Annotated in this window: 26 protein-coding genes; 2 read left to right on the top strand and 24 right to left on the bottom strand. The window is 42.1% G+C overall.

Annotated elements, in window-relative coordinates:
- Position 1 precedes the first annotated feature (1 nt).
- The 13 genes from ACFVU8_RS03345 to ACFVU8_RS03285 all read right to left on the bottom strand — a co-directional run bounded on the left by ACFVU8_RS03345 (position 2) and on the right by ACFVU8_RS03285 (position 9,140).
- The gene (locus ACFVU8_RS03345; RefSeq protein WP_387425838.1) at positions 2 to 1,024 is read right to left on the bottom strand and encodes a 3-oxoacyl-ACP reductase; all 1,023 of its coding nucleotides are present in this window, start codon (positions 1,022 to 1,024) and stop codon (positions 2 to 4) included.
- A 41-nt stretch (positions 1,025 to 1,065) separates the two neighbouring features.
- Positions 1,066 to 2,418: a phage portal protein gene (locus tag ACFVU8_RS03340; RefSeq protein WP_387425837.1), complete on the bottom strand. Its 1,353-nt coding sequence runs from the start codon at positions 2,416 to 2,418 to the stop codon at positions 1,066 to 1,068.
- Positions 2,419 to 2,470: 52 nt separating this feature from the next.
- Positions 2,471 to 2,686 carry a hypothetical protein gene (locus tag ACFVU8_RS03335; RefSeq protein ID WP_387425836.1) on the bottom strand — a complete coding sequence of 72 codons (216 nt, stop codon included), beginning with the start codon at positions 2,684 to 2,686 and terminating at the stop codon, positions 2,471 to 2,473.
- Positions 2,670 to 2,879: a hypothetical protein gene (locus tag ACFVU8_RS03330; protein ID WP_387425835.1), complete on the bottom strand. Its 210-nt coding sequence runs from the start codon at positions 2,877 to 2,879 to the stop codon at positions 2,670 to 2,672. The genes ACFVU8_RS03335 and ACFVU8_RS03330 overlap by 17 nt, the downstream gene beginning before the upstream one ends.
- A gap of 112 nt (positions 2,880 to 2,991) precedes the next feature.
- The gene (locus ACFVU8_RS03325) at positions 2,992 to 3,669 is read right to left on the bottom strand and encodes a DUF4145 domain-containing protein (RefSeq protein WP_387425834.1); all 678 of its coding nucleotides are present in this window, start codon (positions 3,667 to 3,669) and stop codon (positions 2,992 to 2,994) included.
- Between the two features lie 81 nt (positions 3,670 to 3,750).
- Complete coding sequence (locus ACFVU8_RS03320; protein WP_387425833.1) at positions 3,751 to 5,166, bottom strand: terminase large subunit; 1,416 nt, start codon at positions 5,164 to 5,166, stop codon at positions 3,751 to 3,753.
- Positions 5,144 to 5,887 carry a phage terminase small subunit gene (terS, locus tag ACFVU8_RS03315; protein ID WP_387425832.1) on the bottom strand — a complete coding sequence of 248 codons (744 nt, stop codon included), beginning with the start codon at positions 5,885 to 5,887 and terminating at the stop codon, positions 5,144 to 5,146. Before terS ends, ACFVU8_RS03320 begins: the two co-directional genes overlap by 23 nt.
- A gap of 239 nt (positions 5,888 to 6,126) precedes the next feature.
- On the bottom strand, positions 6,127 to 6,735 hold the full coding sequence (locus tag ACFVU8_RS03310; protein WP_387425831.1) for a tyrosine-type recombinase/integrase: 609 nt from the start codon (positions 6,733 to 6,735) through the stop codon (positions 6,127 to 6,129).
- Between the two features lie 31 nt (positions 6,736 to 6,766).
- Positions 6,767 to 6,955, bottom strand: a complete 189-nt coding sequence (locus ACFVU8_RS03305) for a hypothetical protein (RefSeq protein ID WP_387425830.1) — start codon at positions 6,953 to 6,955, stop codon at positions 6,767 to 6,769.
- Between the two features lie 26 nt (positions 6,956 to 6,981).
- Positions 6,982 to 7,152 (bottom strand): DUF3797 domain-containing protein, encoded by a 171-nt coding sequence (locus ACFVU8_RS03300; protein WP_387425829.1) that lies wholly within the window; start codon positions 7,150 to 7,152, stop codon positions 6,982 to 6,984.
- 271 nt (positions 7,153 to 7,423) lie between these two features.
- On the bottom strand, positions 7,424 to 8,050 hold the full coding sequence (locus ACFVU8_RS03295) for a hypothetical protein (RefSeq protein ID WP_387425828.1): 627 nt from the start codon (positions 8,048 to 8,050) through the stop codon (positions 7,424 to 7,426).
- 148 nt (positions 8,051 to 8,198) lie between these two features.
- Positions 8,199 to 8,597, bottom strand: a complete 399-nt coding sequence (locus ACFVU8_RS03290) for a hypothetical protein (protein ID WP_387425827.1) — start codon at positions 8,595 to 8,597, stop codon at positions 8,199 to 8,201.
- A 147-nt stretch (positions 8,598 to 8,744) separates the two neighbouring features.
- On the bottom strand, positions 8,745 to 9,140 hold the full coding sequence (locus ACFVU8_RS03285) for a hypothetical protein (protein ID WP_387425826.1): 396 nt from the start codon (positions 9,138 to 9,140) through the stop codon (positions 8,745 to 8,747).
- Positions 9,141 to 10,127: 987 nt separating this feature from the next.
- Between ACFVU8_RS03285 and ACFVU8_RS03280 the strand changes: the two genes are divergently transcribed.
- A complete protein-coding gene (locus ACFVU8_RS03280) occupies positions 10,128 to 10,391 on the top strand; it encodes a hypothetical protein (protein ID WP_387425825.1) in 264 nt (87 codons plus the stop codon).
- Positions 10,392 to 10,435: 44 nt separating this feature from the next.
- Here ACFVU8_RS03280 and ACFVU8_RS03275 read toward each other — a convergent pair whose 3' ends face one another.
- The 11 genes from ACFVU8_RS03275 to ACFVU8_RS03225 form a co-directional block, all read right to left on the bottom strand.
- The gene (locus ACFVU8_RS03275; RefSeq protein ID WP_387425824.1) at positions 10,436 to 10,648 is read right to left on the bottom strand and encodes a hypothetical protein; all 213 of its coding nucleotides are present in this window, start codon (positions 10,646 to 10,648) and stop codon (positions 10,436 to 10,438) included.
- Positions 10,649 to 10,688: 40 nt separating this feature from the next.
- Positions 10,689 to 11,252 (bottom strand): hypothetical protein, encoded by a 564-nt coding sequence (locus ACFVU8_RS03270; protein ID WP_387425823.1) that lies wholly within the window; start codon positions 11,250 to 11,252, stop codon positions 10,689 to 10,691.
- A gap of 203 nt (positions 11,253 to 11,455) precedes the next feature.
- On the bottom strand, positions 11,456 to 12,010 hold the full coding sequence (locus ACFVU8_RS03265) for a hypothetical protein (protein ID WP_387425822.1): 555 nt from the start codon (positions 12,008 to 12,010) through the stop codon (positions 11,456 to 11,458).
- A 15-nt stretch (positions 12,011 to 12,025) separates the two neighbouring features.
- Positions 12,026 to 13,327 carry a replicative DNA helicase gene (dnaB, locus tag ACFVU8_RS03260; RefSeq protein WP_387425821.1) on the bottom strand — a complete coding sequence of 434 codons (1,302 nt, stop codon included), beginning with the start codon at positions 13,325 to 13,327 and terminating at the stop codon, positions 12,026 to 12,028.
- Positions 13,324 to 13,689 (bottom strand): hypothetical protein, encoded by a 366-nt coding sequence (locus ACFVU8_RS03255; protein WP_387425820.1) that lies wholly within the window; start codon positions 13,687 to 13,689, stop codon positions 13,324 to 13,326. Before ACFVU8_RS03255 ends, dnaB begins: the two co-directional genes overlap by 4 nt.
- Before the next feature lie 10 nt (positions 13,690 to 13,699).
- The gene (locus ACFVU8_RS03250) at positions 13,700 to 14,617 is read right to left on the bottom strand and encodes a replication protein (RefSeq protein ID WP_387425819.1); all 918 of its coding nucleotides are present in this window, start codon (positions 14,615 to 14,617) and stop codon (positions 13,700 to 13,702) included.
- Between the two features lie 321 nt (positions 14,618 to 14,938).
- Positions 14,939 to 15,217 carry a hypothetical protein gene (locus ACFVU8_RS03245; protein ID WP_387425818.1) on the bottom strand — a complete coding sequence of 93 codons (279 nt, stop codon included), beginning with the start codon at positions 15,215 to 15,217 and terminating at the stop codon, positions 14,939 to 14,941.
- Positions 15,214 to 15,642 carry a hypothetical protein gene (locus tag ACFVU8_RS03240; protein WP_387425817.1) on the bottom strand — a complete coding sequence of 143 codons (429 nt, stop codon included), beginning with the start codon at positions 15,640 to 15,642 and terminating at the stop codon, positions 15,214 to 15,216. Before ACFVU8_RS03240 ends, ACFVU8_RS03245 begins: the two co-directional genes overlap by 4 nt.
- Positions 15,643 to 16,337: 695 nt before the next feature.
- Positions 16,338 to 16,649, bottom strand: a complete 312-nt coding sequence (locus ACFVU8_RS03235) for a helix-turn-helix domain-containing protein (protein ID WP_387425816.1) — start codon at positions 16,647 to 16,649, stop codon at positions 16,338 to 16,340.
- 18 nt (positions 16,650 to 16,667) lie between these two features.
- Positions 16,668 to 16,892, bottom strand: coding sequence for a group-specific protein (locus ACFVU8_RS03230; RefSeq protein ID WP_387427179.1), 225 nt, complete (start codon positions 16,890 to 16,892; stop codon positions 16,668 to 16,670).
- 47 nt (positions 16,893 to 16,939) lie between these two features.
- The gene (locus ACFVU8_RS03225) at positions 16,940 to 17,149 is read right to left on the bottom strand and encodes a helix-turn-helix domain-containing protein (RefSeq protein WP_387425815.1); all 210 of its coding nucleotides are present in this window, start codon (positions 17,147 to 17,149) and stop codon (positions 16,940 to 16,942) included.
- Positions 17,150 to 17,365: 216 nt separating this feature from the next.
- Between ACFVU8_RS03225 and ACFVU8_RS03220 the strand changes: the two genes are divergently transcribed.
- A complete protein-coding gene (locus ACFVU8_RS03220; RefSeq protein WP_387425814.1) occupies positions 17,366 to 17,977 on the top strand; it encodes a helix-turn-helix domain-containing protein in 612 nt (203 codons plus the stop codon).
- Positions 17,978 to 17,984: the final 7 nt, after the last annotated feature.

Genomic DNA, 17,984 nt, shown 5'->3' with positions numbered 1-17,984 from the left:
GTTATTTTTCCTCCTTGTTAAACTGAGCTTTTGCTTGCAATTTCAAATTCATAGAATCGGACATTGGCAGGTTTAAGGCATCTACTGAAGCGCAGAACGTCTTGTAGTCTTCCGGTTCACCATTGTTATTGCCATATTTAGAAAGCAATTGCGCGGCTGAGAACGTCTTTCTCTGTGGTTCTGCTGGCGACTGTTCTGTCTTTGCTTTCAGCTCTTTCAATTCAGTCTCAAGTTGCGTCATACGTTCTTGAGAAGCCCTCAGGTCGGCTGCAGTCTGTTCTTCAGGAGTTTTCTGACCATCTGGTGCCTTGGCCGCTTTAAGGGATGCGACATCAGTCACAACGCTTTGAACGCTGGCAGTGATTGATGCCATGCTCTCCTGCAGTAATTTCATGCCATCTTCCATGGCCTTGATTTGTTCTGGTGTCATGTCGTTGACAACCCCCTCATTTGGTTTATTATTTCGAGCCGCGAAACTCGTTGTTTTGTAAGCAGCAGCCTCAGCGAAAAGAATTGCAGCGCCGGTACCGCAAAATTCGATTACATCCAAAACATTGTCTATGTCCGTGGCATCTTGCACAGATGCTTCCATTTCAAGTGATGCTCCGAACTGATACTCTGACCAGTTATATTCAGCCGCAAGGCCGTTGTAATAACGAATGGTCGCTACGACATCCGGGAAGTCCTTTCCATAGATGTATCCGTCAATCCACGCATATCCATCCAAGGACCGGTAGGCTTTATCGATGACCGCCACCTTAAATCTCGGATCATGGTCAGCCATCCCTGCGGCATAGTCTATATTCAGCGCCATCCCTACGAATGTCTGGAGATACTGGTCACAGACACTCGACGATATTCGAATCTTCTTGCCGCCAGCTCCGTGCGGTGAACCATCACTTGGTTGATCGACCGCAAACAATGCGCACTTGAATGGAACTTTGTTAGGATGTCCCCCGGTATCCGAGAGTTTGAAGTCCTGGACGCGCATTTTCTGGTTACTGAGTTTCAACGTTTTAAGCATTTTTGGTTCTCACCTCCCCTCAGGGCAAAATAAAAACACCGTTACGTTTCCTCGGTGTTTGGATCTTCCTTATTTTGTTCATCCTCTTGCGCTGGCGCCTCTGGAGAAACATTCTTAGCCTTCTCTGCTTCTGCGAGTTCGCCTTTAGTCTTGTTTATATCAACAACCGATAATTTGCTCGGCTGTAGCAATACTTCGCCATGTTGGTTAGGGAGTGCTTTCTTTCCTTGCTTGTCTCTTACTTCATCCGGCGTGGTCACTCTTCGATCCAGGTATATCGCGTCAATATCTGCCTGTGTCTTGAGATCCTTTAATGACGTAGCATACAGGAACTTGAATTCGATCACGCCGCCCATTTTAAAGATTCCATCAATGATATGGTTGTTTATATGCTCAACGATGTTCTCAGCAATAGATTGTACGGTAGCGTTCGTATCCTCGTCTTCACTTTCCGCTGTGTTACGGTTAACGTCCTTTGTCTGCCCCAACTTTTTAGGAGATACGCCGAATGATATAGCTATGATTTCAATCAGGAATCGCTGCCACTCAAGGAACAACGCTTTGTCGTCCGTAGCTCCCAAGTTCAAAACAGATGGATTAAACCCGCTGATTATAGGGATAATTCCTTTTCCCTGAACTTCTGCATTCCAATACGCACGAAATGCTTTCGCATCAACACTATTACCATCTTTACCGGTGCCGAGGTTGAGTATTTTATTAAGAATGGTGTTTTTAGTCTGATTACCAGCTGTTTTATGAGATGAAACGAAGTTTTCCGCTGATTCCCATACGGTTTCTAATGGCGAAAGACCAAATGGAGTGTTCGTTCTTGGGTTCATGCGGATATACATCATCTCAGATGCTGTAAGGTGTACGTATTGACCGTTAATCCGCTGAGCGAATCGATATGAGTTAGGTTTTCCGTCCCACTGTGGGTAAAGGTCGATGGAGAATGTGTCCACTGGATACATTCGGAAAGGTCGAAGTGGATCTCCTGCCTTCAAAATCTCTGAGCTACCAGCACTACACACCAACATGTCTTCGATGACTTGCTCCAACCATGATCGGAATGAATCTCCTGAATTGGGTTTAAGCAATGATCGCTCGATCAATTTACATATGTCTTTGTACTTTTCGGTGTCATTCTCATCAATGGCGGCCACTGACCAGTTAAGTTTAGTAATACCATCCTTGATTACGTTGATTGCTCGGCGTGGTATCGGCGATTCACTCAGTAGCCTAAGGTTCGCCGGCGTTCGTTTAACTACTGGTTGGTTATTTCCGTTTCGACTTAAGTAGCCCCACGCTTGTGAGTAGGCTTCCGTCTGACGGTCTGGCTCATTCTTCGTTCTCCCAGCTTCCAGCCACGTGATGATCCTTTGTCTAACCCCCAAAGGTGTACCTCCTTTCTTTGCAGACTTCTATGAATTAAAGATAACATCCGTCTTATTCAGTAACGCTACGGATTTTTGATTGCACACAGGCAAACGCATCTACGTAGCACACCGCCATAAGACATTCAGGCGGAAGATTATCGAATTCACCCTTCGCGTATACTTTTTCAAGATTGAGACCGTGTTCACGGAACGCCGCGTCTCTTTTCTCTCTCCATTGACTGATAGCGAATTGAACAAACTCAGCAGTTTCATTCATTGCTTTCACCTTGATTCAGTTCCTTTGCATAGATAACGCTCGACATAGGAAAATAATATTCTTGATTTGAATTAAGATCATTAACCTTCAGCATCGAAGATGGACTCATGATGCCATTGAAGAATCCTTTTTTAAACGTTTTTAAGAATTCATGGTCACCAACAATCGTTGTACCGTCACTAAGTTTGATTTCTACACCCACTTTAATCCCCTCCTCCAGACATAAAAAACAGAAGGCAGGAAATGTTTCCTGACCTTCTGTTTTCGTTCATACTTTTATGAATTAATAATAACAGTGGTTTTATACGGTGTTACTACGTCTTTTCCTCAACTTTTTTTTGTTTTTTCTCTTCGCTTGTTTTGATTATATTTCGAAGCATTAATTGCCGCTCGTGTTTAGCAACATACCAGTCTTTAATAAGCATTTCAAGCAGCCCTATTAGCATAGTCGCCTCTTCTGGTTCAACATCCACAATTATGTTGATGTCCTTTTCCATATGGGCGCCGATATTACCAATTTTTCTTACTGCATCGATTGCGTCCCATGTTAATGAATCTACTTTATCTTTTACTCCTTCTATTTCGTCAACAAGTCTACTTTTTCTAATTCCCCAAAAATCACGAATTATACCTTGTAGGCAACGACGGGATAAAGTAGCAGAAGCCTTAGGACTTAAATCCGCTATTAAACAGGCTTCTCTGTAGTCGTCAACAATAGATTTTGGGATATACGAAGGCCAGGAAACAGCCTTAGAATCAGGAACAAGCGTCCATTTTCTTATTACTCCCCCAAATACACCTTGAGGGCCATATAAATCTACATGTAATGAAAATTCTTTGCAGTCTGGGTTTGGACATACTCTAAAACAAGTACCGGCGGATCTTTTTCCCTGCGCATTCTCTATATCAAGCACAAGCCTGCTGTAATTCGTGTCCGAATCTGAAATAGTAGCAATTCTGTCGCAAAAAGGACATGTCCAAGAATGTGGCACGAAGAACTCCCCCTCGATGGTCATTTGAAATCATCTCAATTATACAATTTAAACCATCTCAACTCTAGTTTTTTTTATTTTTTAACCGAAAGAAAAACCTGAATTCCCCTCTTTATCATTGTAAATCGCATACCTTTTTGAGTCCTGAGTATGGTTGTTTTTATCCTCAGGTTCTTCGGTGTGTTGATCAGTCTTCTTTTCTTTCTTCCACTTGTAGTTTTCAGTCTCTTTGATTTCGTTCTTGCACTCACGATTCACGTAGATGTTTGGGCGGCCTGTTCCCTTCTTCACCTTGTAAAGAGTAGCAACCTCTCGTATGCCCGGGCCTATGGTGTTGTTAGCCTCCCTCACAGGTAAATCGTAGTTCTTGTACGTACTGATGTATTCCGGTTCCGATGGGTCGGCCCAAATTTCATCGAAGTGGTATCTGTTGTTCATTTCTTTGTACCGCTTAACAAGGCAATCTTCCAGTGCACCGTCACTCCCTACCACAAGGACATTGACATGCTGGGCATAGGCTTCTTCGACAATGTAATAGTCCTCGCCAACGCAACCTATGGCAAGTAATACAGCCGGATCGTTCCAGCCGTGGTCCATGCCGCCTATGAACCGGCTAAAGGTGATGTCCTTCATACTGCCGTCAGGGTATGTGATCTCATACAGGTGAATACTTTGGTCTAGGCATCGCATATCCACAACATGGGTGGATCGTTTGAATTCATCGTACACCTGTCCATGGAAGACGTTGAATTTAGCCTTTATTTCACGGTCTACATATCGTTCTGGGTAAGTGTCGATCATCCGTTGTATATTGCGCTGCAGTTCAGGAATAGGGTTGTCGAGTGAGGTCCAGTAAAAGTTGCGCCACTCGGGATCATTCTGATACTGTTCTTCCTCCAAGCCAGCATCGACCCATTGCCCTCGAAGCACAATATCCTCTGCAAACCAGTTAATACCTTCGGGCGTTGTTGTCCAGACACTCCATCCACCCTTATCTGCAAGAGCATAGGAGAGATAACCAGTCCAGGTCTCGGCCTTCATCTTACTGGCTTCATCCAGCCACACGCCGTCCAAGCCCTTACCTACGAGTGATTTAGGGTTGTCCGCCGACTTAAACTGAATAAGGACCCATCCCTTTAACCAGACTCGGTTTTTGGATAGGTCCCAGCTTTCTATCATATCTTCAGGTAAGACATCCGACAGTTCTTCTTGTTGGATTTCAGACATGGCGTAGGTTGGTGATACACACCAGTATTCAAGCCGTGGTTTGGGCTTTTTCATCTTCTTCAGATTCTTCGGCGGCTTAAATGGTAATCCCTTGCCGCGCTCTATGTCGGCCAGAATATTATCGAAGAACTTCCTAGCGCCCACATTAGTCTTCCCACCGCGCCGTCCACAATTAAGGACGTTGTTACGGACTACGCTCTCCATTACTTCTATTTGTTTAGCATGCGGATTCCAGCCTTCGAAGGGATCAAGATCCAGAGCGAGGGACATTAGACCACCTCTTCACGTTGATTTCTGTCGGAGTATCCTTCTCACCATTCTTCATCTCTTCAATTTCAAGACGCGTTTTCTCGACCTGAGCTTGCATTTGATCCAGCTTGGTTCGGCGTTCATCGTCCTCAGGCGCAATTTCTAGGAATTGTTTGATCGCCCCTCGCAATTCCCGCTGGACAATAGCTTCAGCTTTGATTGCAGCAGCGTACTTATCCCAGGCGAACTGTATCTCCCATTCAGTTTCTTCTGAATCCAAATCTTTGCTTGTAGATAGTTTGGATCGCTTTAGCTCTTTGGTCATATCGTCCTTGTCCTGAATAAAGAAAATGCGCTGCCCCCAGATGATCTTTTGGAATCCCTTTGTGATGTTGTACCATATCATGTCGATAGGGTCCATTTCTTGAGCTATCTCCAAAATCTCCAAGTATTCAGGATCTTGAGGTTCGAACTTACGGAACATGCCATGTGTCACAGCCTTTGAATTCCCAGGCGGCCCACCTTTTCCACCTTTATTCCCTTTTGCATTCCTATTCCCTTTTTGACCACCCCGACCTCTTTTATCGGGGACCTCATCCCATTTATCTACCGACTTCCATTTACGGACACTACCAGCACTTACGCCCAATTTTTCAGCTATTTCTTTCAACATTATTTTCTTCCCGCTATCCAGCCAGATTTTCAGTGCTTTTTTTCGATTGTCGCTTTTATCCAAGCTCACAGAATTTCACCACCAATTTATTATTCGAGTCGGTTTTCACGCGGAAGGGCTTTTTAATCATCAGTGTTGCATTATCATCACCACGCTGCACGCATGCAAATTACACCTAAAACGCAGTTTATATCCTAGTAATTGTAAATATAGTTCACCATAACACCTATTCTGTTGCACTCGTAGAAACACAGAAATTCAATATTATCAAGGCTTTTCTGCCTTTCTGGTGTTGAGTGCGACATTTATCAGTATTTTGGGTAACTCATTCTTACAATTGCTTCGTCCATAGCGTCCTGAGTCAGCCCTAAATACCGTAAAGTGTAGGATTGATCCGAGTGATTGAACATATCCATTAGCAACGCTAAGGTGTAGGCCCATCGTTCAGGAGGAGCAGTCATAATTAGATGATATCCCCATGTTTTCCTTAATGTATGGGTTCCAACTTCCTTTAGGCCATATCGACCTATTGCCTTATTTAACATTTTGTATGCTGTCGAACGATCGATAGGTTGATCTCTTTCCCCTGTCTTCGTTTTCTTCTGTCTGCTGGGGAATAAGTAATCATAGTCATCCATACCTTCAATGTACTTGCTCAGATCCTCAGCGATTTCCGGATGGATGATGAATTTCTTCTTCTTGCTTCTCTTCCTGGTGTTCTCTGTTTTTCTTTCGATGAGTGTTATGTGAGTTTTATTTCTTACTGCCACTACCTGAAGCATGCGCAAGTCCGAAACTCTAAGACCGCTATAGATCCCCATACAAAAGAACAGATAATTTCGTTCACTGTTATACCTTAGATCCCGTTTAATTTTTTCTATGATCACAGGGTCACGAATAGGCTGAACGGTATTCATACACTGCACGCTCCTTTACGTGGATTGAACGTCATAAACGGTTATTGTATTGTTTAAAGTTGTTATGTCTTGGCGTAGGCAGGTCGCTATCCACGCATGTTATTTGTACTGACGCTGGATTCACGAGAATGTCAGGGAACTTATCCGCCCCCTTCAGCTTCATGTTGCCCGTTATTTCTTCGGGAGTACCTTCCAGTCTCCCATCTGGATGTTTGATCATTGATTGAGCACCTCTTCATTTAGTTTCTATTGCGATTCCGTTATGCTGACTTCCAAACCGCACTTGCACTTTCGTATGAATGTTTTATCAAAGGCATGCAACGCTCCTTCACCTTGACCGAGCGCCTCATTACCGCATTCAGGGCATTTGGTGTATTGCCCAGGAGCTCTACCAATCTCCGTAGTTTCATGCAACACCTCCGTCTATATTAAAAACACCAAAGCAGCCGATGCGGAGTACATCAGTTGCTTTGGTGTTGCCCGGAACTACCTTAACCGCTTTGTGAAGTGTATCATTACCTCGCAACATCTTTATTGCATTTTGGCAACATACACATTTGCTTGCTTCCAGTCCAATTCCCCCATACGCACCCCCTGCATGGTTCCGGCTGCAGTTTGGATGCTGATGGAATCGGTGGTTCCTTCTGTGTAACTCTAAACAATACCGGTCACCCCTCCTATATCAGCTCTATGCTTCAAACGAAGACCAGCCTTCTAATTCAATTCGAAACTGCATTTTCTTCGATCTTCCAACCCCTTTGTTTTCGACGAGCAAATCAAGAATACCAAGCATCTCAAGACTTCTTGAAGCTTCTTGAATTGCCTTAAGTCTCTTTTCGGCAAACTGAGTTTGAGATATTGGGCGGAGCGTTTTGGTATATCCTCTCTGCATATAGGCCATTACTTCCTTATGCCGTGTGCCTTTGATAAAAAGGAGCTGCGCTATTTTATGAGCGTATGGATCATTAATGGAATCTAAGACGATCGTGATAATGTTCGACATTTCCTTATACAAAGAATAGATCGCCTCACGTTTGTGTTTAAGAACCGTAGTGTTGGCGGTAACATCCCTATGTAATTCACGGCCATGCTCTCCAGATAAAGCACCACCATATGCGTTCGATATATCATCACTCGAAAGTGTAGAGGTTTTCATTCTTTGTACGTTTTCATAATCACGGACCAACCACATCATTGTGGGATGGAACTTCAAGAGAAATTCAGTTTTCATGTCATTAAGCGACATTTTAGATGTGTTTACATCAAATTGGGTATCCAATTCCTTGTTATTAGCTAACTCCATTGTTGTAGTCAAGCCCTCACCACCATTCACATGTATTCACTTCAATTTCCCTCTGTCTATATCGTAAGCTAGTAACTCCGCGCTTTTACTTCGGATTTCAGACAAACAAAAAAAGAGTCGGCAATTTCGCCGACTCCTAGTAAGGTTAACTTTCCTTATGCTATAGTTTATCCCGTTGTTCGTACTTCTGAACAAATTCAGTCCAGTATTTATCTTCGACGCGGCGTGATTCTCCATTTTCGAATGTAGCCACATGCGTTTCGTAATTGAGATGGTGTACTTTCTTCACATTGATTATAAGTTCTTCGCCGGCATGTACAAGGAACGGGGCTTTAGGAGCCGATGCCATTGCTTCTTGTGCAGAACTGTATGAAGGAATGATGTAGAAGCTTCCGCGCTTCGTCTCGGCCACCAATCGAGTATCTGGCAAAACCTTCAACCCTTTGACTTCCTTGCCCTTCAAAATGACTTCCGAACCGCCTCCAACCGGGTAGCCAATGACTTCCTTTTGCTTGTTGATAAAATGCTTGATCTGTAGGAGTGTAGGCTTTTTCTCCATGCTGCACAACCTTTCAACTGTTATGAGTCCAATGATACAGTTGGAAAAGATAGGGTGCAATGGATAGATTGATTGTAAAATATTCCTGTTAGTTAACGAATGGTCATTGCCACTATCTCACTAAAATCATAAGGTTTTTGCAACCGCCTATAGAGTTATTGAATCTTCGAAAGCTTCTTCCAAGTAGACATCCAGCTCTTTATCACCAAAAGCGTCAAAAGTCACATTATCAAGATCACTGGTTATACCCGTTTCAGATGATCTGAGTGTATCAATTAAGCGCACTCCGTCATTGGAATCAATCAATTTCACTTTAACAATGTTTTCATAATAGTTGCATTCGAACACAAGCTTTTGTTCTCCGAACTTAATAGAGTGCTCCCGTTTATCAATTACAACTTCCTTGGAGACTTCCATTGCATCCCATAGCTCGGATCTCAATCTTTCTAGTGCATCCTCAATTTGATGTCTAAGGCTATCCATCCCGATTTCATCATGATATTTCTTGGCGAAATATCCCACGAACTTTCCTCTAAAGCTCATTAATACCCCTCCCCACTTCGTGACTCCTGCTTTATATTCGACGATATGAAGAGATTCCCTTTCATATTTTCTTTTTGCATCCAAATTCCCAAACATTCAGGAAAATAAAAACGGTATGTCGCTCGTACAGCCAATGGGCCATAATCGACATACCGTATGATGATTTGATGTGGGCAAGGGCCACTCACCCTCGCGTGTGAACTTTTCTATTTACTTCCATTGTCCACGTAATGGGATTATCCGCGCCTCTCTTCCGCCACCAGATCAGTTATAAGCTCCTGTAGCCTGGAGCGATACGGCTTAATGCTTGCAGACTAACCATCCCCACTTGTGGGGATGGTTACACCCATAAGACGACCTCCTTTATATGAACCTCCTCTGCCACTGGACAAAGTAGTGGCTTGAACGTCATAAGGCATACAGTAGCGCTTGTAAAATAATACTGTGCCTGGGTATCTCCAACTTTGGGGAGACCCATACAGATCGAACTTGGCAATTTCGCAGTGTCCGATCTGTACAGAACATTCACAGTGCATGTGCGTCTAAGCTCGGGTTCATGGTGAACCTAAGCTTTCGACTGAAGCAGACCAACTCAAAGACACACTGTCCCAAAGTTTTTAGCACCTAGTTCAATACAGCAAAACGCCATCTCGAGCTCGTGTTCACGTCGAACACGAGTGTGCAACGATTGTTCACGATGAACCACCGTCTAGCCCGGGGTGAAGGAACATTAAGCGAATAGAATTGGATTCGACGATTAACCGAATCCGATATTGATGAGGTATGTTGAACATACGTTATTCCGGACATTTCGATTCAAAATGTCTGAATCTGATGGGGTAAGTTGAACTTTCATCATGTTCGGTCATTGTATATCACAATAACAGAACCTTGTTACCAGAATTAAAGCGAATTTCCGGTCTTCTGTATATTAAAATTTTTTCTGGATATAATAGTAATTGAGTTTATTATTTTAAAGGAGGTTTTATGATGTCTATTCTTTCGACTATTGATTTAGGAAATAAGAAGTATGCCATCGGGGAAGAACACTTTTATATTTTTGATATTGCCGGTCATGAGTTAGACCGTTTTCCGCTGCAACTAGTTGGGAGTGGCGGAGGATTGAATAATGGCGAATACTTTGATTACACATTTTATTTTCCCAATTCAGATAAAATCATATTTAGTAAAGAGCCTAACCTTACCGACTTTGTGAACGCATTTCATAATCAGAAAGCTAAATATATTTAGAATAATAAAAGAGGATGCCGCTAGACTGTCGGCATCCTCTTTTATTATTCTACAAATGCAATTTCTACAGAGCTAACATCGCGATAATTTCTATACAGGACTCTTCCATCGTCTGCGGTGAACTCAATAGACTCGCAATCCATCTTCGCCGCAATCACCGATTTAATAAAATCAACATTTTCAGATTGAGCAGTGTCAGATAAGGGAATTACGAGTTTTTCTCCATTTTTGAAGTTGTGAGCTAAAAGTACTTGCATGCTTAATACCTCCCGCACTCATTTTAGTTAATAAATGACCTTAACCCAATGTCTTTTTAGGAACAATAAATGTTTCTGCGATACTTCCAAGCTCCTCGATTCCTTCGGGGATAACTTCTAATACACCGAGAATTTCTAGACTAACAGCAATTCTATTCAACCCTTTTCTTCTTCTTTCAGCAAACGTTGTTTCATAAATAGGGCGTAACCCTTCATCAGGAGTTTCCCTCATGTATTCTCTGGCGCTTGAATAGGACATACCATCTAGATAAATCAACTGCAGCACTCTTCTCTCGTAAGGGTTATGGAGGCTCATAATAATGTCGGAGATAAAATTTGTTAGTATCTTATATGACTTATACCGACTTGCTCCTTCACTTTTTGATACAGCATAACTCAATAGAGTATTTGGCCCATTATCAATACCTTCTAATAGCGCATTAGCCCCTGTAGCTTCAAAGTCTTTTACGATCTTTAACATTGGAATGTAGGAATCTAGAAAATTTTTGGTTAATTCGATATCCTCTTTTTTTAGTTTAGTATTCCGTCCAGCAGCCCCACAAAGAGATCTATACAATTCTGGGAATGAATTTAAAAGTGACATATAATACCGCCCTTTCTGGTTTGAGTCAAGTATATGCAGGAAGATTTACATTCTCCCAGGCTTCTACACGTTCTGAAACATAATGCTAAGGAAAATTTTCCTTATCCTTTCACTAGATTTAATGAGAGCATCACAAGGATCATCCGTATGTTAGAGAACGCATTATTGCGTTCTCAGGATTTTGTTTGCTGGTTTGAATAAATTTATATTTTGTTATGGCGTGGGTTATTGGAGAAAGATACTTCGTTTCCATACTCCAGTACATCCGCTGGTACGCTTTCTAGAATTCCAGTGATTTTAAAACTGAGTGCGATTGCTTTTATGGCTTTCCTCCTCCTGTCAGCGACTGTAGTTGCTCCAATCGGATAAACATCTTTGTTATAGCCATAGTCCATGTAATTTACCGTTTTTTTATATGACCAGCCCTCAATGTACAGTTTTTGAAGAATAACCCGTTCATGAGGGTTATGAAGGTTGTTGATTGTTGCAAGGATAAACTCGGTTATCGCCTTATAAGAACGATGTATTTCTGATGTGATTTCTCTCGCTATGACAATGGCTTCTGCCGATTTCTGGTTGAAAGTTGTCTTTGCCAAATGCAGGTCTTTAATAACCCTTAACATCGGTATATAGGATTTGAGTAAGAGTTCTGTCTTCTTCAGATCCTCTTTACCGACAATAAGCTTGCTTCCTTTCGCCCGTTGGAATGCGGTTTGCAGTTCATCCAGCATTGTTTGTTTTGGAGCAACCATCGACATAAATACCCTCCCTCTCTAAGTGTGCGAATTTGTATGTGCGCGTTCATAATTAACGAACTTCCCGTAGTTCTTCAGATTGATCATTTCCACTGTTCCGACTTCGCCCTCACGGTTCTTCGCGACAATCATTTCGATGATGTTCCTCTTCTCCGTCTCCTGATTGTAATAATCGTCCCTATACAGGAATGTGATGGTGTCGGCATCCTGCTCGATGTTGCCGGATTCCCTAAGGTCTGAGAGCATCGGACGCTTGTCCTGCCGCTGTTCTACGCCCCGACTTAGTTGAGCCAATGCGATTACAGGGCAATCATTCTCCCGGGCCATCTGCTTCAAACTAGAGCTTATATAACCTACTTCAACGTTTCGGTTTGCAAATGCCTTTCCGCCGTTGATCAACTGCAAATAATCGATGTACACGATGATTTCACCATGTTCCTTTTTGAATCTCCGGACTTCGGAACGAATCTCTTGCACACTGAGTCCTGGGCGATCATCAATGTATATGTTCAATTCCGCTAGTTTCATAAACCCAATGGTGTATTTTTCCCATTCGTTATCAAGAAGTTTCCCTGTTTTTATGTTTGAACTGTCTATAAGACATTCCGCCGCTATCATGCGATCATAGAGTTGTAATTCTGGCTGCTCAAGACTGAAGATAGCAACGGCTAGTCCTTCTTTTCCGTTTATCACTGCATTATTCAAGGCCGCAGAAGTCTTCCCCACAGACGGCCTGGCAGCGATGACATTGAGTGTCTGCTTTTGCCACTTTCCTGTGACTCTGTCGAGATCCGCCCCCATAGTGCTGTAACCAGTAGCCACCCCGTCATATGCCTTACCCTCTATCGATTCATAATGATCCCTTAGCCCTTGGCTTATGCGTCTCAATCCACCCTCGTTCTTGGATTGATCCATGATGAGTTCGGCTACACTCATTAGCTCAGCGGCAAGTTCCTTTGGTTGGTCGTGTCCACCGCTGTATATTTCTTTGATTCTCTTCATGGCTGTTCGAAGAAGATACTTTTCTTTCAGGAGTCGCTCATGGCTCTTGAATAATCCAGTCGTCGGCACGGATCGGCCAAGTTCAGCCAAATAGGAAACCCCACCTATATCCTGTAGCTTGTCCCCTAAAACTGCGCTAACCGAAACAAAATCTATGAGTTGTTCTTGGTCGCGAAGCTTTAGAATAGCTGAGATGATGAACTTATGGTTTTCGTGATAAAAGTGTTCTTCGATCACAGTAGATTCATAAATAAGGTCTGGGGTGATCAGAAGAGCACCTAATACCGATTGTTCCACTTCTAAGTTGTAATAATTCAACCTTTCTCACCCCGACTTTTTTCAATGACAGCACGCATCCAATCTTCACGGCTCATACCAGCTCTTTCCCAAGGAGGTATGCCAGGGATACTCGCATCTTTTGATTCTTTTTCCAACAGGCGTTCCTTTGTTCGCTCTTTCTCACGCTTGGCTTCAATACTGGCATTGGGCTTGACGATATCAGCTAACGTTGGAGGGAATTTGTTCTCCCTCTTGTATTCATTCACGTTCGCCCATACGTTTTCTGCATCTTCGGCTTCCAGATCATCCACCCAGCTCTTACCGATGGTCGCGTCCACCCTCCAGTTCGGATAACTGGCAGCGAGTTTTTTAAATACGTTTTGCGCTTCTTCCCTTTCCATGGACTCCCTCCTACAAGTTGTTTATAAAGTCCAATCGTCCGTCAGGCTCCGACTTCTCGTTTTTTTGTTTCCAAGCAGCTAGAGTGACAATGTTATCCGCGATACTATTCTTCGCTATGGTTTCAAAGTAGGGTACCGACTTCCCTTGGGATTTTTTCATATAAAGCTCTATCAAATCCATTTCCAAAACCCCAATATACGAGTAGGCTCTCTCAAGGTCGAATATCCCTCTTGATTTGATTTTGTAAAATGTGAGCCAATCATTTATATATTCTTTATTGTCTTTAATCTTTATTGTATTTAAACTGTATTTAGAGACGCTGTAATCCGCGCCCGGCAAAGGATTAGAGGCTATTGAAGTTCCTGTTTCGGGAACTTGCGGTTCCTGTTTCAGGAACTTTTTTCCTTGCGAAGTTCCTGAATCGGTAACTTTCACTTCATCGTTATGTTCCTGAAACGGTAACTTTTCATCCTCAGAATTGTTACCATTTCGGGAACTTCTATCATGAGGATTTAGAAGATTTGAAGCTCCTGATTCAGTAACATTTTTGTCCTTCTTAGATTCCATAATATTTAGGTAAACGAGTTCATTGAAACGATCACCTTCCCATCCTTTAACTGGTGATATTTCCCACATTTCATAGTTCTTATTTAAGGAGTATTCACTCTTATTCGGTCCTCGGAGTATGACATTACATCGTTCAAGGAACTTTAACTCCACCCCTATATGGCCCTTGCCGCCCAACCCGCAAAGCCCGAAATCTTGTTGCTTGGGAATCAATGCAACCTTTCGATTACAACCGTAAGACAGTCGTACAATAAGCATGATGATGTCTTTTTGTCGTTTGGTGAAGTCGCGGCGGATGATCTCATCCCAAATCTCGTTCGATACGCCTACGTACCCATTCCCCTTCTGCGGATTGGCCACTCCGCTTCACCTACACTTTCCGTCTATTCAAGGGATTGACTTTAAAAGCTGCATGCAAAAGATCCAACGCCGCATCCCTATCTCCCAATCTCCAAATCAGTTGAGCGTGAAAGTCTGCTCTTTGTTCTCTCGTACTATTGTCGTCGTTTAAGGCATCTACAAGCCTCATAGAGACTCCGTATAAATCTCCTGTACAATTAAACGGTATATGATTGAATATGCCCACGTAGTTCGAAACGGGCTGCATAGAATGCGTTCTGAGAAATTGGATAAGGTCAGTATATAATTGCACAGACGAACGTAGCGTCACACAGTTCTCTATCATGTAGGAACCTCCCCAAATAGAGCTCTGAGGAAAGACTCTTCAGCCGCAGCCCCTTCTGGAACACGCCAGATCAACTGTACCGACAAGGCATTGAACAGACTCTTTCCGATTACTGCAGAAAGCTCACGGAATTTCTCTAAGAATAGATTGAAGTCTGATTTGAACATGCTCCAATCAAATCCGATCTCATGAAGCATTCCTTCAAAATGGTCATCTGGGAGCCGTTCCTCAAACTTGCGCAAGATTTCAGTAATTTCCACCGCGCCACTGTTCATCTCTGCACCTCCCGATCCCATCCGACAGAAATATTGCGCTGAGGATCGATGTTCCACTCAATGAACGCAGGGGGCTGCGAATTTATCCGAGCTGTAATCATAGGTTCATAAGGATCTCCCAGTTCTACCCACGGCGGTATATTACTAAATACAAGTAAACTCTCGTCTTTTCGGGCATACATCCCCCATATCACCTCTTCAGCAACAGGCAGCAGACGCTTCCAGACAAGTTCCTGGTCTTCGGGATGGCGTTTATTAATGTCCACCTTCAGTGCGTCCAGCAAGCCGCTGACACCCTCCTGACGAATGATAAGCCGCATAGCTGATTGGAGTCTTTCCTCTGCAGAGTCACCGGAAATATAAGAACTGGGTCCGAATTTCACTTTATAGGCACCAAAAGGCGTTTTTTGGATAACACTACTCATAAATACACGCTCCTAATTTATGGGAGCACCATTGACGTGAGTCATTGAAAAATTGTATAATTACGTCATAAGGCTCCAGAATAATAATTTCAGATCGTCTTAACGCGTACTCGCCAAAGTATCCGCGTTAAGACGATTTTTCGTTGTGTAGAATCTCCTTCTCAGCTCAAATAGATCTGATTCCGACCCGATATATACATGTTTACATTCGATTCCGTATACATTACAAAGCACTAAAAATTGAGTAAGTCTCATTTCCTTGCAGTTCAACTCAACTCTTCTAATCGTTGACTCTACAAGTCCGGATAGTTCGGAAGCTTCTATAACAGATAGCCCTTGATTCTCCCTGGCTTCCCGCAAACTAATCTTGTGAAAATCCGTTCCTTTAGATACTGGTTGCATGGAGCTGTTCATAGGCGCAGTCCTCCTCTCTTTGTATTTCTTTTGAGGTTACGAACGATGATTGCATGTTGCTTTGGTTTGTAGAACCATAGTCGAGCCAGATGCTCCAGGGTCAACGACTGTCCCTCCTTATTTCGAGTGTTCTAACATCTTGAATCGGAATGTTAGGATTTCTAATATGGTGAATCCGCCATGTCCGGAAATTCAGATATTTTGAATCGAAATGTCTGAAAGCGCAATTTTGCGCTTTCTGAAATGTCGCCGTCACAAGCGATACAGGAATTAGAGTTACTCTATAACACCATATCTGTAACATTAGTCTGACGGTTGTGACTTAATTTCTGCTCTCCAATCCATCCCAACGCTTCAGCTTCTGTGATATGTCCAGCTTTGATCATCAATCCGATAAAAGAGCAGTTAATTGTTTTGGCAACAGAACGCAATGTGCTGGGTTGTGGTTCTCTACCTCTTTCGATTCGTGATATGGTTGCAGCAGACACTTCAGGAAAATCACTTACACCTAAACCCTTAACCTTGCGTAATTGACGTAGATAGTCGCCAAATTTTATTGATGAAATCCCCTTTCTGTCATAGACGAAATGCAACTTAGTCTAATAACCAATTTATTCATGTTCCAAAAGCCAGAGTTCTAAAAACTCTCTTGTCTTTTTTGTTGGAAAGTACCACTTGCCTCCAATTTTGATTTTTGGACATCTTGGATCAAAGAAGAACGTATCTTGGATCGTGCTCCAACTCATACATGTTCGGCGTTTTAACTCAGCACTATCCCAGAAAACATAATCACTATCAATTCCCTCAAGAGCATGGTCGATTTTTTCTTTACACATTTTTAGTATCTCAGCTTTGTTAATCGTTACATCCACAACATTCCCCATTATCGACTCACCCCATCTCTAGCATTTACAACGAATACTCTTAGGCCGAGCACTTCACATGCTTTCTTTATAGTTGTCTCATTCCACCTTCTATCTCCATTAAGTATGTTAATGATATACTGGGGAGAATAATTCATTAATCTTGCGACTTCAGTCGGATTAGAGTCATTTTCTTTAATCCACTTATTTACTGCTTGGGTAAAATCCACTTCTTTCACCTCCTAAACCAATATTAATCTATTTGATTAATTACTTCAAAGGCCATTTTTAATCATATAGATTCATTTCCTTTTATTAATCACATTGATTAATCTTTTTCCTTCATTTTCCTCGAAAATACTATGTTTCTCGTGCTTTAATCATTGTTTTTTAATCTATTAGATGATAATATAGATGTATAAATTAGTTGTTGAAAGGTGAAAACAATGAATTCAACTCAACCATCTATTATTAGAGAACTGAGAAAGAAAAAGGGTATTCCTGGAACAAAAGTAGCTTCTAAATTGGGAATTTCACCTCAGTATTATTACGATATCGAGCGAGGAAAAAAGAAACTTAGTGCTAAAATGGTGTCTGATTTGGCCGATATATTAGAAACAAATACTGAATATTTATTGGGTCGTAGTGATGATGCTTCTCCTGAGATCAGACAGTATGTAATTACAATGGATGGAAAAACTGAATTGATGTCTTCTCATGAGACGAAACGTGCCTTTACCATTTCTGATTACGGATCTAAAATATTCAAACTAAATCAACAAAGATTAAATATAGAACATGATTCAAATTTGGATAATGAAAGTAAAAAGATCATCATTTCATCACTTGAATTTCAGATCGAGAGTTTAGAAAATGATCTTGAAGAGTTTAGAAAAAAGGACGATTCAGAATCATCAATCATAATAAAAAATAACAATAATAAAGACTTAGGAGACTTGCTTAACCAACAAAAAGTTATCTTTAATGGAGTAGAACTAAAAAAAGAAGATTTACAGAGGATATTAGGCTTTGTTGAGGGGATTCTTTACAAAGAATAGATTTACT

Origin of the sequence: Paenibacillus sp. NPDC058177, assembly GCF_042883835.1 — a bacterium.
In the GTDB taxonomy this organism is placed as follows: Bacteria; Bacillota; Bacilli; order Paenibacillales; family Paenibacillaceae; genus Paenibacillus_AQ; species Paenibacillus_AQ agri.
Note: the sequence above shows the minus strand (reverse complement) of the source record. Positions and strands in the feature narration are given on the sequence as shown.